The following is a 19,756-nucleotide window of genomic DNA, read 5'->3' on the forward strand; positions in this document are numbered from 1 at the left end:
TCAGGTGCGCACTTCGCCCTGCCCCAGCACCACGTACTTCAGCGAGGTCAGCCCCTCGATGCCCACCGGCCCGCGAGCGTGGAACTTGTCGGTGCTGATGCCGATCTCGGCGCCCAGCCCGAACTCGAAGCCGTCGGCGAAGCGGGTGCTGGCATTCACCATGACGCTGGCCGAATCGACCTCGCGCAGGAAGCGCTGGGCATGCATGTGATCCCGGGTGACAATGGCATCGGTGTGATGGCTGGAGTAGTGGTTGATGTGGGCGATGGCCTCGTCCACGTCCGCCACGACCTTGATGCTGATGACGGCTGCAAGGTATTCCTCCGACCAGTCCGACTCGACCGCGTCGACCACCTTGGCCCCCGGCGGCAGCGCACCTTCGGCGCGCAGGATGCGGGCGGCGGCTGGGTCGCAGCGCATCTCCACGCCCTTGGCCGCGAAGATGGCACCGATCTCGGGCAGAAAGCTATCGGCCATCGAGGCGGCCACCAGCAGCCCTTCGGCCGCGTTGCAGGGGCTGTATTTCTGGGTCTTGGCGTTGTCCACGATACGCACCGCCATGTCGAGCTCGGCGGTGTCGTCGACGTAGACGTGGCAGTTGCCGTCCAGGTGCTTGATGACCGGCACCTTGGCCTCGCGGCTGATGCGCTCGATCAGGCCCTTGCCGCCGCGGGGGATGACCACGTCGACGAACTCGGGCATGGCGATCAGCCGGCCGACGGCCTCGCGGTCGGTGGTCTGTACCAGTTGCACCGCCTCCACCGGCAGGGCGGCCTCGGCCAGTGCCTCGCCAACCAGCGCGGCCAGCGCCTTGTTGGACTCGATCGCCTCCGAGCCGCCGCGCAGGATCGCCGCGTTGCCGCTCTTGATCGCCAGACTGGCGGCCTCGATGGTCACGTTGGGGCGGCTCTCGTAGATCATGCCGAAGACGCCGATCGGCACCCGCATCTGGCCCACGCGGATGCCGCTGGGCTGCTGGCGCATGCCGATGACCTCGCCGATCACGTCCGGCATGGCGGCCAGCTGCTCGCAGCCCAGCGCGACGGTCTCGAGGGCCTCGGGGCTGAGCTTGAGGCGATCGACCAGGGGGGCCGAGAGGCCGGCGGCCCGGGCGCGCTCCACGTCGCGGGCATTGGCCGGGCCCAACGCCTCGGCGCTCTCGCGCAGGCGCCGGGCCAGGACGCGCAGCGCCTGGCTCTTGGTCGCAGCGGAGGCCTTCGCCATCCGGGCAGCGGCCGTCTTGGCCTGCATGCCCAGGGTCTGCATGTATTCGTTGACGTTGAAGGCGTTCATCCTCCGGATTGTCCCACGCAGGGTCCGGGCGGCATGGCGCCGGCGCGAAACGCCGAGTTCCTGAAAATGCAACGAAAGCCTCTCAGGCTCTCATCCGCGCGCCGGCGCGGCGCACGCGCGGCACAGCATCAGCGCCAGCCGCTGCAGCGCCTGCCAGCCGCTGGCCGGCCAGTCGGGCTGCTTCAGGCCCTTGACGATGCCATCCACCACGTGGGCGGCACGCAGCAGGCGAACCAGCGCACGGTCGTCCAACCGCGGCAGCACGCGCTCGAAAGCGCGCTCGCGCGGCCCCCAGATGCGGTTCTCGCGCAGGGCCATGGGCAAAGGACGGCCGGCCGTCATGGCGTCCTTCACCCGCTTGAGGGCGCGGATGTCTTCCGCCAGCGTGTAGTGCACCAGCACCTCGGCCTCGCCTTCGGCCTGCAGGCCGTCAAGCATGCGGGCCACGCGCTGGGGATTGCCGCCCAGCACCGCCTCGGAGAGCTTGAAGACGTCGTAGCGCGCCACGTTGTTGACCGCGGCCTCGACCTGCGCCCAGCCCAGTTCGCCGGCCGGGTACAGCAGGGCCAGCTTCTGGATCTCCTGGTGGGCAGCCAGCAGGTTGCCCTCCACCCGGTCGGCGAAGAACTGCAGCGTGCGCTGGCCTTCCTCGCCAGCCTTCACGCGCTGGTCCTGCCGCGCCAGGCGCTGCGCGATCCACTGCGGCAGCGCGGCGCGCTCGATGGTCTCGACCGCCAGGCTGACGCCATGCGCCTCCAGCGCCGCGAACCAGGCGCCGGTGCGCGTGGCCTTGTCCAGCCGGGGCAGCAGCACAAGGGTCAGGGTGCTGTCGTTGCCGGCAGCGCTTTCGGCGATCTGCTGCAGCGCGGCACTGCCGTCCTTGCCCGGCTTGCCCGAGGGAATGCGGATCTCGACGATCTGCCGCTCGGCGAACAGGCTCAGCGATCCACCGGCTGCGAGCACCGCGCTCCAGTCGAAATGGGCGCCTGCAACGGTATAGGAGCTGCGCTCGGTGCAGCCCTGCGTCCGCGCGGCGGCCCGGATGGCATCCGCCGCCTCCTGCGCCAGCAGGGGCTCGTCGCCGTGGATGACGTACAGCGGCTTCAGCCCCTTCTGCAGGTGCGCATCGAGCTGGGCCGCCGCAAGCTGCATCGGATCAGAGGCTCTTGACGGCCGCCAGCCGGCGCAGGGTCTGCTGAGCGATGTCGTTCTGCATGTCGCGGTACAGCAGCTCGGTCTCGCCTTCCTTGGCCAGGGCGGCGGTCTCGTTGTAGGTGATGTCGCGGAATTGCTCGATCTGGGTCGGGCCCAGCAACTCCTTGCCGCCGGGCGTACGCAGGCGGATGCGCATGGTCAGGCGCAGCTGCAACTCGCGCACCTGGCCGGCCGAGTTGGTAGAGAGGACGGCGGTACCGCGGTTTTCCGAAAGCACCTCCAGGATCGCATCGGCGCGCTCCTTCTCCTCCTCCGGCACCAGCTCGACGTTGCCGGCGGCACGCAACTGACGGCGCAGCGCGTTCACGAAAGCCGTCTTGCCCGGTACGAACAGTGACTTGAAGGCGAAATCCGGCGCGCGGCGCAGCTGGAAGCCGCAGCCCGCGAGCGCCAACGTGGCGGCAGCGCCGGCCAGCAGTGCACGGCGCGAAGAAAAAGAGCTGTTCATGCCGCCTCTCATACCACCACGTTGACCAGCCGGCCCGGCACCACGATCACGCGCTTGGCGGGCGCACCACCGGCGAACTTGACGAAGTCCTCGCTCGCCAGCGCGATCTTCTCGATCTCCGGCTTGGTGGCGTTGGCCGGCACGCGCAGGGAGCCGCGCAGCTTGCCGTTGACCTGCAGCATCAACTCGATCTCGTCCTGTTCCAGCGCGACGGCATCGACCTCCGGCCAGGGCGCATCGAGCAGCGGGCCCTGCAGACGGTCGTAGCCCAGCGCGTGCCACAGCGCATGGGTGATGTGCGGCGTGGCCGGGTAGAGGCAGCGCAGCAGGATGCCGAAGCCCTCGCGCGCGGCCGCACGGTCGCCGGGGCTGCCGTCGGACTTGAAGCCCTCCAGCGCGTTCAGCAGCTTCATCGCGCCGGAGACGACGGTGTTGTACTGCATGCGCTGGTAGTCGTAGTCGACCTGGCGCAGCACGGTGTGCACCTCGCGGCGCAGGGCCTTGGCCTCCTTGCCGAAGGCCGAACGCGGGTCCACCGTATCGAGGTCGATCTGGTCGCCCTCAGGCACGGCGGCCTCCGCGGTGCCGAGCGCGACGCCATAGTTCCAGACTCGACGCAGGAAGCGGAAGCTGCCTTCCACCGCGGCGTCGTTCCACTCCAACGTGGCCTCGGGCGGCGCGGTGAACATGGTGTAGAGGCGTGCGGTGTCGGCGCCGTACTTCTCGATCAGGTCCTGTGGGTCGACGCCGTTGCGCTCGCTCTTGCCCATCTTGCCGACGCCGCCGTACTCGACCGCCGTACCGTCGGCCAGCGTGCCGCCGCTGATGCGGCCCTGCGCGTCAAGCACCTGTGTGACCTCGGAGGGTGGGAAGTACTCCTTGCCGCCCTTCTCGGTACGCCGATAGAAGATGTGGTTGAGCACCATGCCCTGGGTCAGCAGCTTGCTGAAGGGCTCGTCCGCCTTCACCAGGCCCATGTCGCGCATCACCTTGGTCCAGAAGCGCGCGTACAGCAGGTGCAGGATCGCATGCTCGATGCCGCCGATGTACTGGTCCATCGGCATCCAGTAGCGGGCGCCCTCGGCCACCATCGCCTCGTCGTTCGTCGGGTCGCAGTAGCGCATGAAATACCAGGCGCTGTCCACGAAGGTGTCCATGGTGTCGGTCTCGCGCCGCGCCGGCTTGCCGCAGACGGGGCAGACCACACCGGCATGGAAGCCTTCGTGCTTGTGCAGCGGGTTGCCCGAGCCGTCGGGCACGCAGTCGGTGGGCAGCACCACCGGCAGGTCCTTCTCGGGGACCGGCACCGCGCCGTGCTCCTCGCAATGGATGATGGGGATCGGCGTGCCCCAGTAGCGCTGGCGGCTGATGCCCCAGTCGCGCAGGCGCCAGGTAGTCTGCATCTCGCCCAGGCCCTTCTGGCCAAGCGCGTGGGCCACCGCCTTGACCGCCTCCGCATACGACATGCCACTGAAGTTGTCGGAGTTGATGGTGACGCCGCGCTGCTTGTCGGCGTACCAGTCCTGCCAGCGGTGGTAGTCGAAATGGGGCTCGTCGTCGACCAGCACCACCTGGATGATCTCGATGCCGTACTTGTTGGCGAAGGCGAAGTCGCGCTCGTCGTGGGCGGGCACGCCCATCACGGCACCGTCACCGTAGCCCATCAACACGTAGTTGCCGACCCACACCGGGACCGGCTCCTCGGTGATGGGGTGCTGGACGAACAGGCCGGTGGGCACGCCCCTCTTCTCCTGCGTCGCGAGCTCGGCCTCGGTCGTGCCGCCGCTCTTGCATTCCTCGATGAATGCGGCGACCTTGGCGTCCTTCCGGGCGGCGTGCGCGGCCAGCGGATGCTCCGGCGCTACGGCGCAGAAGGTCACGCCCATGATGGTGTCGGCACGCGTCGTGAAGACGTACATGCGGCCGCCCTGGATCAGCTCGCCCTGCGCATCCCGGATGTCGTGGGTGAAGGCGAAGCGCACGCCCTCGCTCTTGCCGATCCAGTTCTCCTGCATCAGCTTGACCCGCTCGGGCCAGCCCGGCAGCTTGTGCTGGGTGTGATCCAGCAATTCCTCGGCGTAATCGCTGATCTTCAGGTAATAGCCCGGGATCTCGCGCCGCTCGACGGTGGCGCCGGTGCGCCAGCCCTTGCCGTCGATCACCTGCTCGTTGGCCAGCACGGTCTGGTCGACCGGGTCCCAGTTGACCACCTGGGTCTTGCGGTAGGCAATGCCCTTCTCGAGCATCTTGAGGAACAGCCACTGGTTCCACTTGTAGTAGCCGGGGTCGCAGGTCGCGATCTCGCGGCTCCAGTCGATCGCCAGGCCCATGGCCTGGAGCTGGCTCTTCATGTAACCGATGTTCTCGTAGGTCCACTTGGCCGGCGGCACGCCATTCTTGAGCGCCGCGTTCTCGGCCGGCAGGCCGAAGGCATCCCAGCCCATCGGCATCAGGACGTTGTAGCCGCTCATGCGCAGGTAGCGCGTGAGCATGTCGTTGATGGTGTAGTTGCGCACGTGGCCCATGTGCAGCTTGCCGCTGGGGTAGGGCAGCATCGAGCAGGCGTAGTACTTCTTCTTTTTCGCGTCCTCGGTCACGCGGTAGGCGTCGGCCGCAGTCCAGGCCGCCTGGGCGGCGGACTCGACGTCACTGGGTTTGTAGCTGGGGTTCATTGGGCAGGGCAACAAAGGCCCGGCAGCGGGTGGCCGGGAACCGGGGAAAAGCGGATTATCGCGGCTGGGAACGCCGTGCCGCTCGGCGCGGGCCGGGAAGACACGCCTTGCCTCCTCCGCAGAGAGGACTCAGGGCTTCTTCGGGGGCGCTTCCGTCACGAAGCCGATGCGATGGAGGCCGGCCTGGTTCGCGACGCCCATGAGCTCGACCACTCGGCCGTAGGGCACGGCCTGGTCGGCGCGCAGCTGGATCTCGGTGTCGGGGCTGTCGGCGGCCGCCTTGCGCAGCCGCTCGACCAACACCTCGGCGGTGACGGGCTGGTCGTTGAGGAAGACCTCGCCCGCCGCATTCACCGACAGGCTCACGAACTTCGGCGTGTCGGTGGGCTGGCCGGCCGCCGTGCGCGGCAGGTCGAGCTTGATCGAGCTGGCCATCAAGGGGGCGGTGATGATGAAGATCACCAAGAGCACCAGCATCACGTCGACCAGCGGCGTGACGTTGATGTCGGACAGCGGGCGTTGGCCTCCGCCGCCGATCGCGCGCCCGCCGGTGGCGGTGCTGCCGAGCGAGGTGCGACCGAAGGCCATGCGCAGGGGCCTCTCAGGCAGGCACGGGCCGCGCGGGCGGCAGCTGCGCCTCGCGTGCCGGCGTTTCGCCCAGGGCACCGAGCAGGTCGTGCGCGAAGCCTTCCAGCTCGGCCTCGATGCGACCGACCACCCGGCCGAACACGTTGTAGGCCAGCACGGCGGGGATCGCCACCGCCAGGCCGAAGGCGGTCATGATCAGCGCCTCACCCACCGGGCCGGCCACCTTGTCGATGGTGAAGCCGCCGGTCTCGCCGGCGATGCCGGTCAGGGCGCCGTAGATGCCCCACACCGTGCCCAGCAGGCCGACGAAGGGAGCTGTCGCGCCCACGGTGGCAAGCAGGATCTGGCCGGACTGCAGGCGCCGCAGCGCGGCATGGAGGGCGTCGCGCAGCACGCGCGTCAGGCGCTGCGCCCGGTCGACGGCGCCGCCCAGCGTGGCGGGATCGGGATCGACGGCCAACTGGCGCACTGCGCTCACCGCCGGCCAGACCAGGGCCGCGCGGTCGAAGCTGCGCAGCTTCTGCTCGGCGTCGCCGAGCGAGGCCGACTGCCAGAACGCGGCGATGCTGCGCGCCACGTCACGCGTGCCGCCGCGCAGCAGCCAGGCCTTCCAGAGGATGATCACCCAACTCGACACCGACATCAGCAGGAGCAGCGCTGCCACCGAGCGGCTGACGCCATCGCCATGGGTGAGCAACTCCAGGACTGTCATTCCGGTGGCCCCATGACGCTGCGCTCCCTCTGGAGCATCGCGGCAAGCGAAGCGATGCCCGTTCGGGAAACACCGCGGAACCGGCTTTGCCGGGCCGCTGGTGTTGCCCCCGGTGAGGGGGTTGGCGTAGCGACACGAAGTGCGCGAAGCCTGGGGGAGAGCGTCATTTCAGCCCGAGCACGTCGAACATGTCGAACAGCCCGGCCTGGCGCCCGGCCAGGAAACGCACGGCGCGCAGGCTGCCCTGGGCGTAGGTGGCGCGGCTGGCGGACTTGTGCGTGATCTCGATGCGCTCGCCGGTCCCGGCGAAGAGCACCGTGTGGTCGCCGACGATGTCGCCGCCGCGGATGGTCGCGAAGCCGATGGTCGACGGGTCACGCTCGCCGGTGACGCCCTCGCGCGCGTAGACGGCGCAATCCTTCAGGTCGCGGCCCAGCGCCTCGGCGATCACCTCGCCCATCTTGAGCGCGGTGCCCGAGGGCGCGTCGACCTTGTGGCGGTGGTGCGCCTCGATGACCTCGATGTCATAGCCCGTGGACAGCGCCTTGGCCGCCATCTCCAGCAGCTTGAAGGTGACGTTCACGCCCACGCTCATGTTGGGCGCCATGACGATCGCGATGTCCTTCGCCGCGGCGGCGATCTCCGCCTTCTGCGCCTCGCTGAAGCCGGTGGTGCCGATCACAGCCTGCACGCCGAGCTCGCGGCATACCGCCAGGTGCGCCAGCGTCCCCTCGGGGCGGGTGAAGTCGATCAGCACCTGCGCATTCTTCAGGCCTTCGCGCAGGTCGGCCACGATGGGCACGCCGCTGGCGAAGCCAAGGAAAGCGGCGGCGTCGCTGCCGAGGGCCGGGCTGCCCGCGATGTCGAGGGCACCGGCCAGGCGGCAGTCCTGCGCCTCGCGCACGGCCTCGATCAGCATGTGGCCCATGCGGCCGGAAGCGCCGGCCACCGCGACGCGGTGGAGCGGAGGAGTGGAGGAGGAAGAGTCGGTCACGCGGGGGAGCTTTCGGGGGAGGCCGGCCGCGCCGGCCGGCTCGAACAGCACGCTAACGGCCGGATTCGAGCGGCGGATAGCTGGGGGGCAGCGGCGGCAGGGATGCGGAAGCGGTATCGCTCTCGGCGGACTTTTCCTTGTCCTTGGCCGGGTCGAACTTCTTGAGCTGGTCCTCGGTGGCCTCCAGCACGGGCACCTTGCCGGCGCGCCCACGGGCGTCGACCGCAGCGACGAACTCCTGCTCGCTGGGCATCGGGTCGCCTTCGAAGCGGTCGAGCACCTCGCCGTTGAAGAACAGGGTCAGGCGGCGCTGCTGCGCCTCGACGCCCTGGCGCCGGATGGTGAATACATAGTCCCAGCGGTTGGCGTGGAACACGTCGTTGAGCAGCGAGGTGCCGAGGATTTCGCGCACCTGCTGGCGCGACATGCCGGGCTTGAGCAGCTCGACCTGTTCCTTCGAGACGAAATTGCCCTGCACCACTTCCACCTTGTAGGGGGTGATGGCGTACAGCGCGCTGCGCGAACGCTCGGTGAAGCTGCTGCAGGCCCCCAGGCTCAGCATCGCGGCGACGGCGCCGACGAGCAGCCAGAGGCGGCGTTGGGAAATCTCAGGCATGGAAAAGGGCCAGGAGGGCAAGCGATATGATCGAGCCATTGTAGCGGCTGGCCCTTTGTCGGCCCTTTCAGGGACGGACGCAGGAAGCATCATGGGCAACATCGACGAACTCAAGAACACCGGCCTCAAGGCCACGCTGCCGCGCCTCAAGATCCTCGAGATCTTCCAGAACGGCGGCCAGCGCCACATGACGGCGGAAGACGTGTTCCGGGTGCTTCTCAACGAGCATTCGGACATCGGCCTGGCGACCGTCTACCGCGTGCTGACGCAGTTCGAGCAGGCCGGCATCCTCGAGCGCAGCCACTTCGAGAGCGGCAAGGCGGTCTACGAGCTCAACGAGGGCAAGCACCACGACCACTTGGTGTGCACCGGCTGCGGCAAGGTCGAGGAGTTCTACGACCCGGAGATCGAGCAGCGCCAGCAGATGGTGTCGAAGGACAAGGGCTGGATCCTGCAGGACCACGCCATGTCCCTCTATGGTCTGTGTGCCGACTGCGCGAGCAAACGCTAGTCGTCGTCCCTGGCGCCTTCCATCGCCTTGTGGTGGCGGGCCACGAAATCGGCGTAGGTGTCGATGCCGCGCAACTGCAGGATCGAGTTGCGCACGGCGGCCTCCACCAGCACCGCGATGTTGCGGCCGGCCACCACCTGGATGATCACCTTGCGCACCGGGATGCCCAGCACGTCCTGGGTCAGCGGCGCTGAAGGCATGCGCTCGTAGTCGCGCTCGAAGCTGTCGCGCCGCACCAGGTGCACGATGAGCTTGAGCCGCATCTTCCGACGCACGGCCGTCTCACCGAAGATCGCGCGGATGTCCAGCAGGCCGATGCCGCGCACCTCCAGCAGGTTCTGCAGCAGGTCGGGGCAGCGCCCTTCCAGCGTGGCCTGGTTGATGCGGTAGAGGTCGACCGCGTCGTCGGCCACCAGGCCGTTGCCGCGGGAGATGAGTTCCAGCCCCAGCTCGCTCTTCCCGAGCCCCGACTCGCCGGTGATCATGACGCCCATGCCCAGGATGTCCATGAATACGCCGTGCATCGAGGTGCGCTCGGCGAAGTGCTTGGACAGGTAGGCGCGCAGCAGGTCGATCACGAAGGCGGAGGATTCCCGCGTCGCGAACAGGGGCAACTGCGCGCGCTCGCAGATCGACAGCAACTGGTCGGGCGCGGCCTGGCCGTCGGCCAGCACCAGCATGGGCGGCTCCAGGGTCACGATGCGGGCGATGCGCCGCACGCAGTCCTCGGGCGAGCCGCGCGTCAGGTACGCCACTTCGCGCGCGCCAAGGATCTGTACGCGGTAGGGATGGATGTAGTTGAGGTAGCCGACCAGATCGGCGGCGGACTGGGCCCGGCTGATGACGCCGGGATCGAACTGCCGCTCCGAGGCGCCCAGGCCCGCCAGCCACTCCCATCGGAGCGAGCCGCGGAACTCCTCGAACATCGCGTCGGCGCTGATGACGGTCGGCTTCATGCGCCAGACGGTCCCGGGCGAATGAGGCGCTGCGTCAAGCGACCTGGGCCGATTGCCATCCTGCGATCAGCGCGTGCAGCTGCGCGGCGTCCTTGCTGGACTTGATCTGCTCGCGCAGGCCGGCATCGCTGAGCAACTCGGCAATCTCGGAGAGTATTTCCAGATGTTTCTGGGTTGCCGCCTCGGGCACCAGAAGGAAGATCAGAAGCACCACCGGCTGCTCGTCCGGCGCATCGAAGCCGATCGGGTTTTCCAGCTGGAACACGGCGGCCATCGGGGACTTGAGGCCCTTGATCCGCCCGTGCGGAATGGCGACCCCATGACCCAGCCCGGTGGAGCCGAGGCGCTCGCGGGCGAACAGGCTGTCCGTGATCAGCGCGCGACCCAGGCCGTGCAGATTTTCAAACAGCAAGCCGGCTTCTTCGAAAGCTCGTTTCTTGCTCGTGGCATCGACGCTCACGAGGACTTGAGCGGGCGGCAGGATGGACGCGAGTCGATTCATGGTGGAGCGGGGCGGGGGCGATTATGCACCCGCGCCGCAAAAAGCAAAGGGCCGCCCGAAGGCGGCCCGCAAGAGTGTTTGCCCGAAGTGGCACTACATCACGCGCTTGGGTGCCGCGTGGACATGGTCCTTGACCAGTTCCTTGTGCCGCTTGACCTGGCGGTCGAGCTTGTCGACGAGCGCGTCGACGGCGGCATAGAGATCAGCGTGGCTCGACTCGGCGAACATGTCACTGCCCTTGACGTGAATATTGCATTCGGCGCGCTGGCCTTCCTTTTCCTTCTGCTTCTCCACCGTAAGGATCACCTTGACATCGACCACCTGGTCGAAATGTCGAGTGATTCGGTCCAGCTTGCTCGTGACGTAGCTGCGAAGCGCGGGGGTGACGTCGAGGTGATGACCGCTGATCGTCAAATTCATGAATGACCTCCTGGAATTGACGGTTGGGGAAAAGACCCTGCTTCATGGAGGTGAAGCCTGGCCGGCGAAATCGAAGGGGGTGAGGGGAGAAGAAAGAGAAGGATGAGAGAGGACTGTCGGTTCACTATGCCCATGCTGTCATCGAATTGCAATCCCTCCGAGCGCAAACCCCAGCGCCCCCGTAGGGTCAAGCCCTGGCAGCTATCGATTCAGTAGTCCAAAAGGCCGCGCCCTGTGCTCCAGGACCTGCGACGCCACTGGATGCCCATCCATGTTTGCCAGATAAATGAAAGGGCCCGGTGACATAATCGCGCCTCGCTGCAACCGGAGACTCCAGATGGAAACCGTTCCGCCTCGGCAGCTTTCAACTCCCCGGTGACGCGTTGTTGGCCAGGGATTTGAAAGCGCCCCGAACCCTCGCCAATCGCCAAAAGCCCCACGGGAGCGAGCCATGCTCAACATCTTCACGCTTGCCAACGGCCGCCTCGTCCAGGAAGAGATCGAGGCGCTGGAAGAACTGTCGAAGTTCCAGCCGATCTGGGTCGACCTCGAAGCGCCCACGCTGGAAGAAAAGCGCTGGATCAAGCAGTACTACGGCCTGTCCATCCCCGAGGACGCAATGGACGAGGACATCGAGGAGTCGGCGCGCTTTTACGAGGAAGACAACGGCGAGCTGCACGTGCGCAGCGACTTCCTGATCGATGACGACGAGAACCCGCGCTCGGTGCGCGTGGCCTTCATCCTCAACCAGCACAACACCGAACTGCGCAGCCGCGGCGTGCTGTTCTCGATCCACGACGAGGACGTGCCGGTGTTCCGCCTGGTGCGCATGCGCGCCCGGCGCGCGCCCGGGCTCATCGAGGACGCGAAGGAGGTGCTGCTGAAGCTCTTCGACGCCGATGCCGAGTACTCGGCCGACTCGCTGGAGAACATCTACGACGAACTCGAGGTCGCTGGCAAGAAGGTGCTGGAAGGCAACGTGAGCGACGAGCTGGCCGGCGAGGTGCTGGCTGCAATCGCACGGCAGGAAGACCTGAACGGCCGCATCCGCCGCAACGTGATGGACACGCGCCGCGCGGTCAGCTTCATGATGCGCAGCCGCATGCTCAACGCCGAGCAGTTCGAGGAGGCGCGGCAGATCCTGCGCGACATCGAGTCGCTGGACAACCACACGGCTTTCCTGTTCGACAAGATCAACTTCCTGATGGACGCCACCGTCGGCTTCATCAACATCAACCAGAACAAGACCATCAAGATCTTCTCGGTGGCCAGCGTGGCGCTGCTGCCGCCGACGCTGATCGCGAGCGTGTACGGCATGAATTTCAAGCTCATGCCGGAGCTGGAATGGGGGTACGGCTATGCGTACGCGATCGTGCTGATGATCGCCAGTGCGCTGGTGCCGATGTGGTACTTCCGCCGGCGCGGCTGGCTCAAGTAGCGCGGCACTCGGACAACCCGGCCAGCCAGGCCTCGATCAATGCGAGGCTGTAGCGGCTGGCCACCGTGGCGACGAAGCGCAGGAAATCGGTATGGGGCTGGTCGTCGGCGCGGTCCGAGATCGTCCGCATCGCAGCGAAGGGCACGCGGAAATCGTGACAGACCTGGGCCACGGCCGCCCCTTCCATCTCGCAGGCCAGCGCATCGGGCAGGTCGTGGCGCAGCGCTTCGCTGTCGGCCGCCCGGGCGATGAAGCGGTCGCCGCTGACCACCAGGCCGCGATGCAGGCGCGGTGCCTGCAGCCCGAAATCGTCCACCACCTTCTGGCCCAGTAACGCCACCGGATCGCGCAAGAGCCTCTCGGCCACAGTGGCCAGCGCGTCGCTGATTGCGGTGTCGGTCGCGAAGCGCGCATGGCCGGTCAGCGGCACCTCGTAGCGCGGAAAGATCGGCGACGCATCCAGGTCATGCTGCAGCAGTCGGCTCGCCACCACGACATCCCCCACCCGCACCTGGGGCGCCAAGCCGCCTGCGACACCGGTGAAGACGATGGCGCGTACGCCGAAGCGCTCGAGCAGCACGGTGGCCGTGGTGGCCGCAGCGACCTTGCCGATGCGCGACAGCACCGCCACCACGGACTGGCCCTGCAGGTGGCCAACCCAGAACTCGCGGCCAGCGACGCGCACGCGCCGCTCGTCGGGCATGGCGGCGAGCAGTGCGCCCAGCTCCTCCTGCATGGCCGCCACGATCGCGACCGGTGCCGCCATGCCGGAACGCCCTACTTCTTATCCCGCAGCTCGCGGCGCAGGATCTTGCCCACCGGCGTCTTCGGCAGGTCGGTGCGGAACTCGATCACCTTGGGCTGCTTGTAGCCCGTGAGATTGGCACGGCAGAACTCGCGCACCTGGGCCTCGGTGAGATCGGGATTCTTCTTGACGATCACCAGCTTGACGGCCTCGCCGGTCTTGTCGTCGGCGATGCCCACGGCTGCGCATTCGAGCACGCCGGGGACCTGAGCCACCACGTCCTCGACCTCGTTGGGGTACACGTTGAAACCCGAGACCAGGATCATGTCCTTCTTGCGGTCGACGATCTTGAAGTAGCCGCGCTCGTCCACAACGCCCACGTCGCCGGACTTGAAGTAGCCGTCGGCGGTCATGACCTTGGCCGTTTCGTCGGGGCGCTGCCAGTAGCCGGCCATCACCTGTGGGCCCTTGATCGCGATCTCGCCGGGCTGGCCCAGCGGCACCTCATGACCGTCGTCGTCCAGCAGCTTGAGCCAGGTGCTCGGCAGCGGCACGCCGATGGTGCCGGTGTACGCGGTACTGTTGGTGGGGTTGCAGGTCGTCGATGGCGAAGTCTCCGACAGGCCATAACCTTCGCAGATCGGGCAGCCGGTCTTCTCGAGCCACAGCTTGGCCACGGCGCCCTGCACCGCCATGCCTCCGCCAACCGAGATCTTGAGGTTCTTCCAGTTGACGGTGTTGAAGTCCGGATGGTTCGCCAGACCATTGAACAGGGTGTTGACCGCCGGAAAACTGTGGAACGTGTGCTTCGACAGTTCCTTGAGCACGGCCGGGATGTCGCGCGGATTGGGAATCAGGATCAGCTTGCCGCCCGTGCGCATGCTCAGCATCATGTTCACCGTGAAGGCGAAGATGTGATAGAGCGGCAGCGCGCACACGCTGGTGGGCTGCTCGCCTGCCGGCACCTTCTGCATCACCGGGTCGTTCCAGGCCTCGGACTGCAGCACGTTGGCGATCACGTTGCGGTGCAGAAGCACCGCGCCCTTGGAGACGCCGGTGGTGCCGCCCGTGTACTGCAGCACCGCCACGTCGTCCGGCCCCACGGCCACCGGCTGCAGGGTGCGCCCTGCCCCCTTGTCCAGCGCATCGTTGAAGCGCACCGCGCCCGGCAGGCTGTACTCGGGCACCATCTTCTTGACATTGCGCACCACGTAGTTCACCAGCGCGCCCTTGAGGAGGCCCAGGCGGTCGCCCATGCCGCTCAGCACCACATGCTTGACCGGCGTGGCGCCGATGCACTGCTGCAGCGTGTTGCCGAAGTTCTCCATGATCACGATCGCCTTGGCGCCGGAGTCCTTGAGCTGGTGCTCCAACTCGCGCGGCGTGTACAGCGGGTTCACGTTCACCAGGATCAGGCCGGCGCGCAGGATGCCGCAGACCGCGATCGGGTACTGCAGGCAGTTGGGCATCATGACGGCCACGCGCTCGCCCTTGCCGAGGCCCAGACCCTGCAGGTAACCGGCGAAGGCGTGGCTCGCCTTGTCGACGTCGGCGTAGCTCAGGTCCTTGCCCATGAAGCTGTAGGCGGTGCGCCCGGCGAAGCGCTTGAAGCTCTCCTCCATGATGCCCACCAGCGAGGTGTAGCCTGAGGCGTCGATGTCGGCCGGCACCCCCTGCGGGTAACTGCTGAGCCAGGGACGGTCTGTCATGGATGTGTCTCCTCAAACGAATTCTTGGGTTCTGCTCGCAAGAGCGCCGCCCGGGCTTCGAAAGCGCCGGGCGGCGGGCGCCTTGGCGCCCCGCTTGTCTACTCGATGGCCTTCCCCATGTCCTCGACCACCTTCTTGGCATCGCCGAAGACCATCATCGTCTTGTCCATGTAGAACAGCTCGTTGTCCAGCCCGGCATAACCGGCGGCCATGCTTCGCTTGTTCACGATCACCGTCTTGGCCTTGTACGCCTCCAGGATCGGCATCCCGTAGATCGGCGTGCCCTTCTGCAGCGCCGCCGGGTTCACCACGTCGTTGGCCCCCAGGATGATCGCCACGTCGGCCTGCGCGAACTCGCCGTTGATGTCCTCCATCTCGAACACCTGGTCGTAGGGCACCTCCGCCTCCGCCAGCAGCACGTTCATGTGCCCCGGCATGCGCCCGGCCACCGGGTGGATGGCGTACTTCACCGTCACGCCATGCTCGGTGAGCTTCTGCGCCAGCTCGTTGACCGCGTGCTGCGCCCGCGCCACCGCCAGGCCGTAGCCCGGCACGATGATCACCGTCTCGGCATTGCTCAGCATGTAGGCCGCATCGTCCGCGCTGCCGCTCTTGACCGGCCGCTGCTCCTTGGCGCCGCCCGTGGCCGCAGCCGCCTCGCCCCCGAAGCCGCCCAGGATCACGTTGAAGAACGAGCGGTTCATCGCCTTGCACATGATGTAGCTCAGGATCGCACCCGAGGAGCCCACCAGGCTGCCAGCCACGATCAGCATGGCGTTGTTCAGGCTGAAGCCGATGCCCGCGGCTGCCCAGCCCGAGTAGCTGTTGAGCATGGACACCACCACCGGCATGTCCGCCCCGCCGATCGGGATGATGATCAGGACGCCCATCACGAAGGACAAGACCAGCATCAGGAAGAAGGCGGTCCAGCTCTCGGTGAAGACGAACACCAGGCCCAGGGCGATGGTGAGCAGCCCCAGCACCAGGTTGAGCATGTGCTGGCCCTTGAACTGCACGGGCGCGCCCTGGAACAGGCGGAACTTGTACTTGCCCGAGAGCTTGCCGAAGGCGATGACGGAGCCGCTGAAGGTGATGGCGCCGATGGCCGCGCCCAGGAACAGCTCCAGCCGGTTGCCCGCCGGGATGGCGTAGCGCGCGATGCCGTCGATGAGCATCGTGCCCTCGGGGGTGGCGGCGCCGATGACGCCGGCCACCGGAGGCGGGGTGATGCCGAAGGCCCAGGGCTCGACCACCGCGGCGACGGCGATGAAGACGGCGGCCAGGCCGATCATGCTGTGAAAGAAGGCCACCAGTTCGGGCATCTGGGTCATCTCGACGGTCTTGGCGCGGTAGGCGCCGTAGCCGCCGCCGACCACCAGGCCGAGCAGCACCCAGGCCATGCCGGCGGCCTTGCCGCCGGAGAGCTGCACGATCAGCGCGGCGGTGGTCAGGATGGCGATGGCCATGCCGACCATGCCGAAGATGTTGCCCCGGATGGAGGTGGTGGGATGGCTCAGGCCCTTGAGGGACTGGATGAAGCAGATGCTGGCGATCAGGTACAGCAGGGTGACGACATTCATCGACATCGCGTCACTCCCCCGCCTTCGCAGGCTTCTTGTCCTTCTTCTTGAACATCTCCAGCATGCGCCGGGTGACCAGGAAGCCGCCGAAGACGTTGACCGCGGCCAGGGCCACGGCCAAGACGCCCATGCTCTTGCCGAACCAGCCGGTGGTCAGCGCCGCGGCCAGCATGGCCCCGACGATGACGATGGCGGAGATGGCGTTGGTGACGGCCATCAGGGGGGTGTGCAGGGCGGGGGTGACGGTCCACACGACGTGGTAGCCCACGTAGATGGCCAGCACGAAGATGATGAGGTTGATGACGGTGTGGGAGACGGGATCCATGGTGCTGTTTCTCCTCGTTCGGCTTTACTTGCGGGTGACCTGGCCGTCCTGCGTCATGCGGCAGGCGGCGACGATGTCGTCTTCCAGGTCGATCTTGAAGCCGCCTTCCTTGGGCAGGACGAGCTTGAGGAAGTCCAGGACGTTGCGGGCGTAGAGGGAGGAGGCGTCGGCGGCCACCAGGGCGGGAAGGTTGGTCTCGCCCACGAGGGTGACGCCGTGCTTGATGACGGTCTGGCCGGGCTCCGTCAGCGGGCAGTTGCCGCCCTGGGGGGCGGCGAGGTCGACGATGACGCTACCGGGCTTCATGGCCTTGACCATGTCCTCGGTGACGAGGACAGGGGCGGGGCGGCCGGGGATGAGGGCGGTGGTGATGACGACGTCGGCCTGGGCGACGCGCTTGGCGACTTCGGCCTTCTGGCGGTCGAGCCAGCTCTGGGGCATGGGCCTGGCGTAGCCGCCGACGCCTTCGGCGGCTTCCTTCTCTTCCTGGGTTTCGTAGGGGACGTCGATGAATTTGGCGCCCAGGGACTCGACCTGCTCCTTGACGGAGGGGCGCACGTCGCTGGCCTCGATGACGGCGCCCAGGCGCTTGGCGGTGGCGATGGCCTGCAGGCCGGCCACGCCCACGCCGAGGATGACGACTCGGGCAGCCTTGACGGTGCCGGCGGCGGTCATGAGCATGGGGAAGAAGCGCTGGTACTTGTCCGCGGCGATCATGACGGCCTTGTAGCCGGCGATGTTGGCCTGGGAGGACAAGACGTCCATGCTCTGGGCACGGGTGGTGCGGGGGGCGGCTTCCAAGGCGAAGCTGGTGAGGCCGGCTGCTGCCAGGCGCTGCAGGCCCTCGGCGTCAAAGGGGTTGAGCATGCCCACGACGACGGTGCCGGGCTTCAGGAGAGGGAGCTCGGCCTGGGAAGGGGCGCGCACCTTGAGGACGAGTTCGCAGGCGAAGGCACCGGCCGCGTCGGTGATCTCGGCTCCAGCAGCCTGGTAGGCGGCATCGGTGATGGCGGCAGTGACGCCGGCGCCTGACTGCACGCGCACGGTATGTCCCTGTGCCGTGAGTTTCTTGGCCGTCTCCGATGTCACGGCCACTCGGGTTTCGCCGGGCACAGTCTCGGCCGGCACGCCTATCAGCATGGGATTCTCCTCGGGGCAGCGTTGGAATTCGGGCCGAGCTTACATGAAGATGACAGCCGCAGGGGCTGGCGCTGCCCCCATGCGTTTCGAGGCGCGGAATGATCGCGCAGGCCCAACGCTTCCTGTACAGTTGCCCCCTCGACAGCGACCGGCACGCGGAAGGCCGGCGCGACAGATCAAGAATTTTCAGGGGGATGCCATGCGAATAGCGACGCTCGACAACGAGCCGCGCGAGACCAGGTGGATCCAGCGCATGTTGACGACGATCGGTCACGAGTGCCACGCATTCGCCAATGGTCAGTCACTGCTGCGCGGACTGCGCGTCACGAGCTACGACCTGCTTTTGCTCGACTGGCGTCCGCCGGATCTCCAGGGGCCCGAGTTGGTGAAATGGTTGCGCGACCGCTTCGGCAACCGGATGCCGCTGCTCCTGGTCGCCGCCCAGCGTGACAAGGCCGACCTGATCGCGTCCCTGCTGTCGGGTGCCGACGACTTCATGCTCAGGCCCCTGGGTCGCGCGGAGCTCCAGGCGCGCGTGCAGGCCCTGCTGCGTCGCGCCTACCCGACCCGCTTCGACAAGGAACTGGTCTGCGGCCCCTACCACTTCGACCCCCTTGCGCGCACGCTGAGCCTGCGCGGCGTGCCGGTGCGGCTCAAGCATCGCGAGTACGAACTTGCGCTCTATCTGTTCCGCAATATCGGCCGGCTGCTCTCGCGCGAGCACCTGATCCGCACAGTCTGGGGCCAGGATCTCGAGCGCCATTCCCGCTCGCTCGACACGCACGTGTCTCGGCTGCGAGCGCGCATGGAGCTGCGCCCGGACAACGGCATGGTGCTCGCCTCGGTCTACGGCATGGGCTACCGGCTCGAATTCCTCGGCAACGACTGGAACGATTCGCCCTATCCCACAGCCGACGCCGCAGAATGAGCAATGCTGTCAACCCAAGGAGTCCTTTCACCATGAATCGCGTCATCCGCTTCCTGTTCGCCGCCATCCTGCTGACCGGCTGGCTGCCACTCTCTTTTGCGCAGGACGCCGAGCCGAGCGACCTGGTGCGCGGCGGACTCCAGGCGATCCAGATGATCGACCAGAACAAGACAGGCGAGCTCTGGGACGGCGCCACCGCCGCGGCCCGCAAGCGCGTCGCCCGCGTCGATTTCGTGAACCAGGTCGCCAAGGCCCGCGCTCCGCTGGGCGCCGCACAGCAGCGCACATGGGTCGCGATCAACCGCCAGGTGGTGGGTGACGGCGACCCGGACCTGGCCGGCCAGTACGTGAGCATCGAGTACGAGACGCGCTTCGCCAACAAGGCCAACGCCACGGTGCGCGAGCTGGTGACCTTCCAGCTGGGCGAGGACCGGGTCTGGCGCTTCTCGGGCTACGTGCTGCGCTGAGCCCATGGCGCATCGCTGGAAGCCCAACGTCACCGTTGCGGCAGTGATCGAGCAAAACGGCCGCTTCCTGGTGGTCGAGGAAGAGACCAGCGACGGCCTGCGGCTGAATTCGCCCGCCGGCCACCTCGATCCCGGCGAGTCGCCGGCTGCAGGCTGCGCGCGCGAAACGCTGGAGGAAACCGCCCACCACTTCACGCCGACCGCACTGGTGGGCATCTACATGGCGCGCCAGCGTGGTGCTCGGGGCGAGGACGTCACCTACATGCGATTTGCCTTCACAGGCGCCCTGGGCGTGCGAGAGCCGGGCCGGGCACTGGACCATGGCATCGTGCGCACCCTCTGGATGACGGCGGATGAGTTGCGCGCCAGCCGGTCGCGGCACCGCAGCCCATTGTTGATGCAGTGCGTGGACGACTATCTCGCCGGGCATCGCCATCCGCTGGATCTGATTCACATCGATGCCTCGGTGGCCGGCGAGGACGAGGCCTGAGAGGACG

21 protein-coding genes are annotated in these 19,756 nt (G+C 67.3%); 5 read left to right on the forward strand and 16 right to left on the reverse strand.

All coding sequences use genetic code 11. The features are described 5' to 3' along the window. The 8 genes from A8M77_RS26705 to A8M77_RS26740 all read right to left on the reverse strand — a co-directional run bounded on the left by A8M77_RS26705 (position 1) and on the right by A8M77_RS26740 (position 8,538). Complete coding sequence (locus A8M77_RS26705) at positions 1-1,293, reverse strand: glutamate-5-semialdehyde dehydrogenase (protein ID WP_086924554.1); 1,293 nt, start codon at positions 1,291-1,293, stop codon at positions 1-3. Positions 1,294-1,383: 90 nt separating this feature from the next. Beyond that, positions 1,384-2,445: a DNA polymerase III subunit delta gene (gene holA, locus A8M77_RS26710; protein WP_086924555.1), complete on the reverse strand. Its 1,062-nt coding sequence runs from the start codon at positions 2,443-2,445 to the stop codon at positions 1,384-1,386. 4 nt (positions 2,446-2,449) lie between these two features. Further along, positions 2,450-2,956 (reverse strand): LPS-assembly lipoprotein LptE, encoded by a 507-nt coding sequence (locus tag A8M77_RS26715; protein WP_086924556.1) that lies wholly within the window; start codon positions 2,954-2,956, stop codon positions 2,450-2,452. 8 nt (positions 2,957-2,964) lie between these two features. Then, the gene (gene leuS / locus A8M77_RS26720; protein ID WP_086924557.1) at positions 2,965-5,628 is read right to left on the reverse strand and encodes a leucine--tRNA ligase; all 2,664 of its coding nucleotides are present in this window, start codon (positions 5,626-5,628) and stop codon (positions 2,965-2,967) included. A gap of 129 nt (positions 5,629-5,757) precedes the next feature. Next, positions 5,758-6,216 carry an ExbD/TolR family protein gene (locus A8M77_RS26725; RefSeq protein ID WP_086924558.1) on the reverse strand — a complete coding sequence of 153 codons (459 nt, stop codon included), beginning with the start codon at positions 6,214-6,216 and terminating at the stop codon, positions 5,758-5,760. 13 nt (positions 6,217-6,229) lie between these two features. Continuing rightward, a complete protein-coding gene (locus A8M77_RS26730; protein ID WP_086924559.1) occupies positions 6,230-6,928 on the reverse strand; it encodes a MotA/TolQ/ExbB proton channel family protein in 699 nt (232 codons plus the stop codon). A gap of 163 nt (positions 6,929-7,091) precedes the next feature. Beyond that, entirely contained in the window at positions 7,092-7,922 is an 831-nt protein-coding gene (gene dapB, locus A8M77_RS26735; RefSeq protein ID WP_086924594.1) for a 4-hydroxy-tetrahydrodipicolinate reductase, read from the reverse strand. Between the two features lie 52 nt (positions 7,923-7,974). After that, positions 7,975-8,538 (reverse strand): outer membrane protein assembly factor BamE, encoded by a 564-nt coding sequence (locus A8M77_RS26740; protein ID WP_086924560.1) that lies wholly within the window; start codon positions 8,536-8,538, stop codon positions 7,975-7,977. 91 nt (positions 8,539-8,629) lie between these two features. On the opposite strand from A8M77_RS26740, the gene fur reads away from it, so the two are divergent. Next, positions 8,630-9,049: a ferric iron uptake transcriptional regulator gene (fur, locus tag A8M77_RS26745; RefSeq protein WP_086924561.1), complete on the forward strand. Its 420-nt coding sequence runs from the start codon at positions 8,630-8,632 to the stop codon at positions 9,047-9,049. Here the strand turns inward: fur and hprK are convergent. From hprK to hpf, 3 genes are all read right to left on the reverse strand, one after another. Further along, positions 9,046-10,005, reverse strand: a complete 960-nt coding sequence (gene hprK / locus A8M77_RS26750) for an HPr(Ser) kinase/phosphatase (protein WP_086924562.1) — start codon at positions 10,003-10,005, stop codon at positions 9,046-9,048. The genes fur and hprK overlap by 4 nt on opposite strands. A 34-nt stretch (positions 10,006-10,039) precedes the next feature. Beyond that, positions 10,040-10,507, reverse strand: a complete 468-nt coding sequence (locus tag A8M77_RS26755) for a PTS sugar transporter subunit IIA (RefSeq protein ID WP_076999479.1) — start codon at positions 10,505-10,507, stop codon at positions 10,040-10,042. A 93-nt stretch (positions 10,508-10,600) separates the two neighbouring features. Then, on the reverse strand, positions 10,601-10,927 hold the full coding sequence (gene hpf / locus A8M77_RS26760; RefSeq protein ID WP_086924563.1) for a ribosome hibernation-promoting factor, HPF/YfiA family: 327 nt from the start codon (positions 10,925-10,927) through the stop codon (positions 10,601-10,603). Between the two features lie 451 nt (positions 10,928-11,378). Between hpf and corA the strand changes: the two genes are divergently transcribed. After that, positions 11,379-12,365 carry a magnesium/cobalt transporter CorA gene (gene corA / locus A8M77_RS26765; RefSeq protein WP_086924564.1) on the forward strand — a complete coding sequence of 329 codons (987 nt, stop codon included), beginning with the start codon at positions 11,379-11,381 and terminating at the stop codon, positions 12,363-12,365. On the opposite strand, the gene A8M77_RS26770 is transcribed toward corA, so the two are convergent. The 5 genes from A8M77_RS26770 to A8M77_RS26790 all read right to left on the reverse strand — a co-directional run bounded on the left by A8M77_RS26770 (position 12,358) and on the right by A8M77_RS26790 (position 17,864). Further along, positions 12,358-13,131 (reverse strand): 5'-methylthioadenosine/adenosylhomocysteine nucleosidase, encoded by a 774-nt coding sequence (locus tag A8M77_RS26770; RefSeq protein ID WP_086924565.1) that lies wholly within the window; start codon positions 13,129-13,131, stop codon positions 12,358-12,360. The genes corA and A8M77_RS26770 overlap by 8 nt on opposite strands. Before the next feature lie 11 nt (positions 13,132-13,142). After that, positions 13,143-14,819, reverse strand: a complete 1,677-nt coding sequence (locus A8M77_RS26775; protein WP_086924566.1) for a long-chain-fatty-acid--CoA ligase — start codon at positions 14,817-14,819, stop codon at positions 13,143-13,145. A gap of 98 nt (positions 14,820-14,917) precedes the next feature. Beyond that, positions 14,918-16,405, reverse strand: a complete 1,488-nt coding sequence (locus tag A8M77_RS26780; RefSeq protein ID WP_086924567.1) for an NAD(P)(+) transhydrogenase (Re/Si-specific) subunit beta — start codon at positions 16,403-16,405, stop codon at positions 14,918-14,920. Positions 16,406-16,409: 4 nt separating this feature from the next. Further along, a complete protein-coding gene (locus tag A8M77_RS26785) occupies positions 16,410-16,724 on the reverse strand; it encodes an NAD(P) transhydrogenase subunit alpha (RefSeq protein WP_086924568.1) in 315 nt (104 codons plus the stop codon). A gap of 24 nt (positions 16,725-16,748) precedes the next feature. After that, positions 16,749-17,864: a Re/Si-specific NAD(P)(+) transhydrogenase subunit alpha gene (locus A8M77_RS26790; RefSeq protein WP_086924569.1), complete on the reverse strand. Its 1,116-nt coding sequence runs from the start codon at positions 17,862-17,864 to the stop codon at positions 16,749-16,751. Positions 17,865-18,063: 199 nt separating this feature from the next. Between A8M77_RS26790 and A8M77_RS26795 the strand changes: the two genes are divergently transcribed. From A8M77_RS26795 to A8M77_RS26805, 3 genes are read left to right on the forward strand one after another with little or no spacing between them, the layout of a single operon-like run. Continuing rightward, entirely contained in the window at positions 18,064-18,792 is a 729-nt protein-coding gene (locus A8M77_RS26795; RefSeq protein WP_086924570.1) for a response regulator transcription factor, read from the forward strand. 32 nt (positions 18,793-18,824) lie between these two features. Then, complete coding sequence (locus A8M77_RS26800) at positions 18,825-19,259, forward strand: DUF4019 domain-containing protein (protein ID WP_086924571.1); 435 nt, start codon at positions 18,825-18,827, stop codon at positions 19,257-19,259. A 4-nt stretch (positions 19,260-19,263) separates the two neighbouring features. Next, complete coding sequence (locus tag A8M77_RS26805) at positions 19,264-19,749, forward strand: NUDIX hydrolase (RefSeq protein ID WP_086924572.1); 486 nt, start codon at positions 19,264-19,266, stop codon at positions 19,747-19,749. Positions 19,750-19,756: the final 7 nt, after the last annotated feature.

Origin of the sequence: Variovorax sp. JS1663, from assembly GCF_002157355.1 — a bacterium.
In the GTDB taxonomy this organism is placed as follows: Bacteria; Pseudomonadota; Gammaproteobacteria; order Burkholderiales; family Burkholderiaceae_C; genus Variovorax.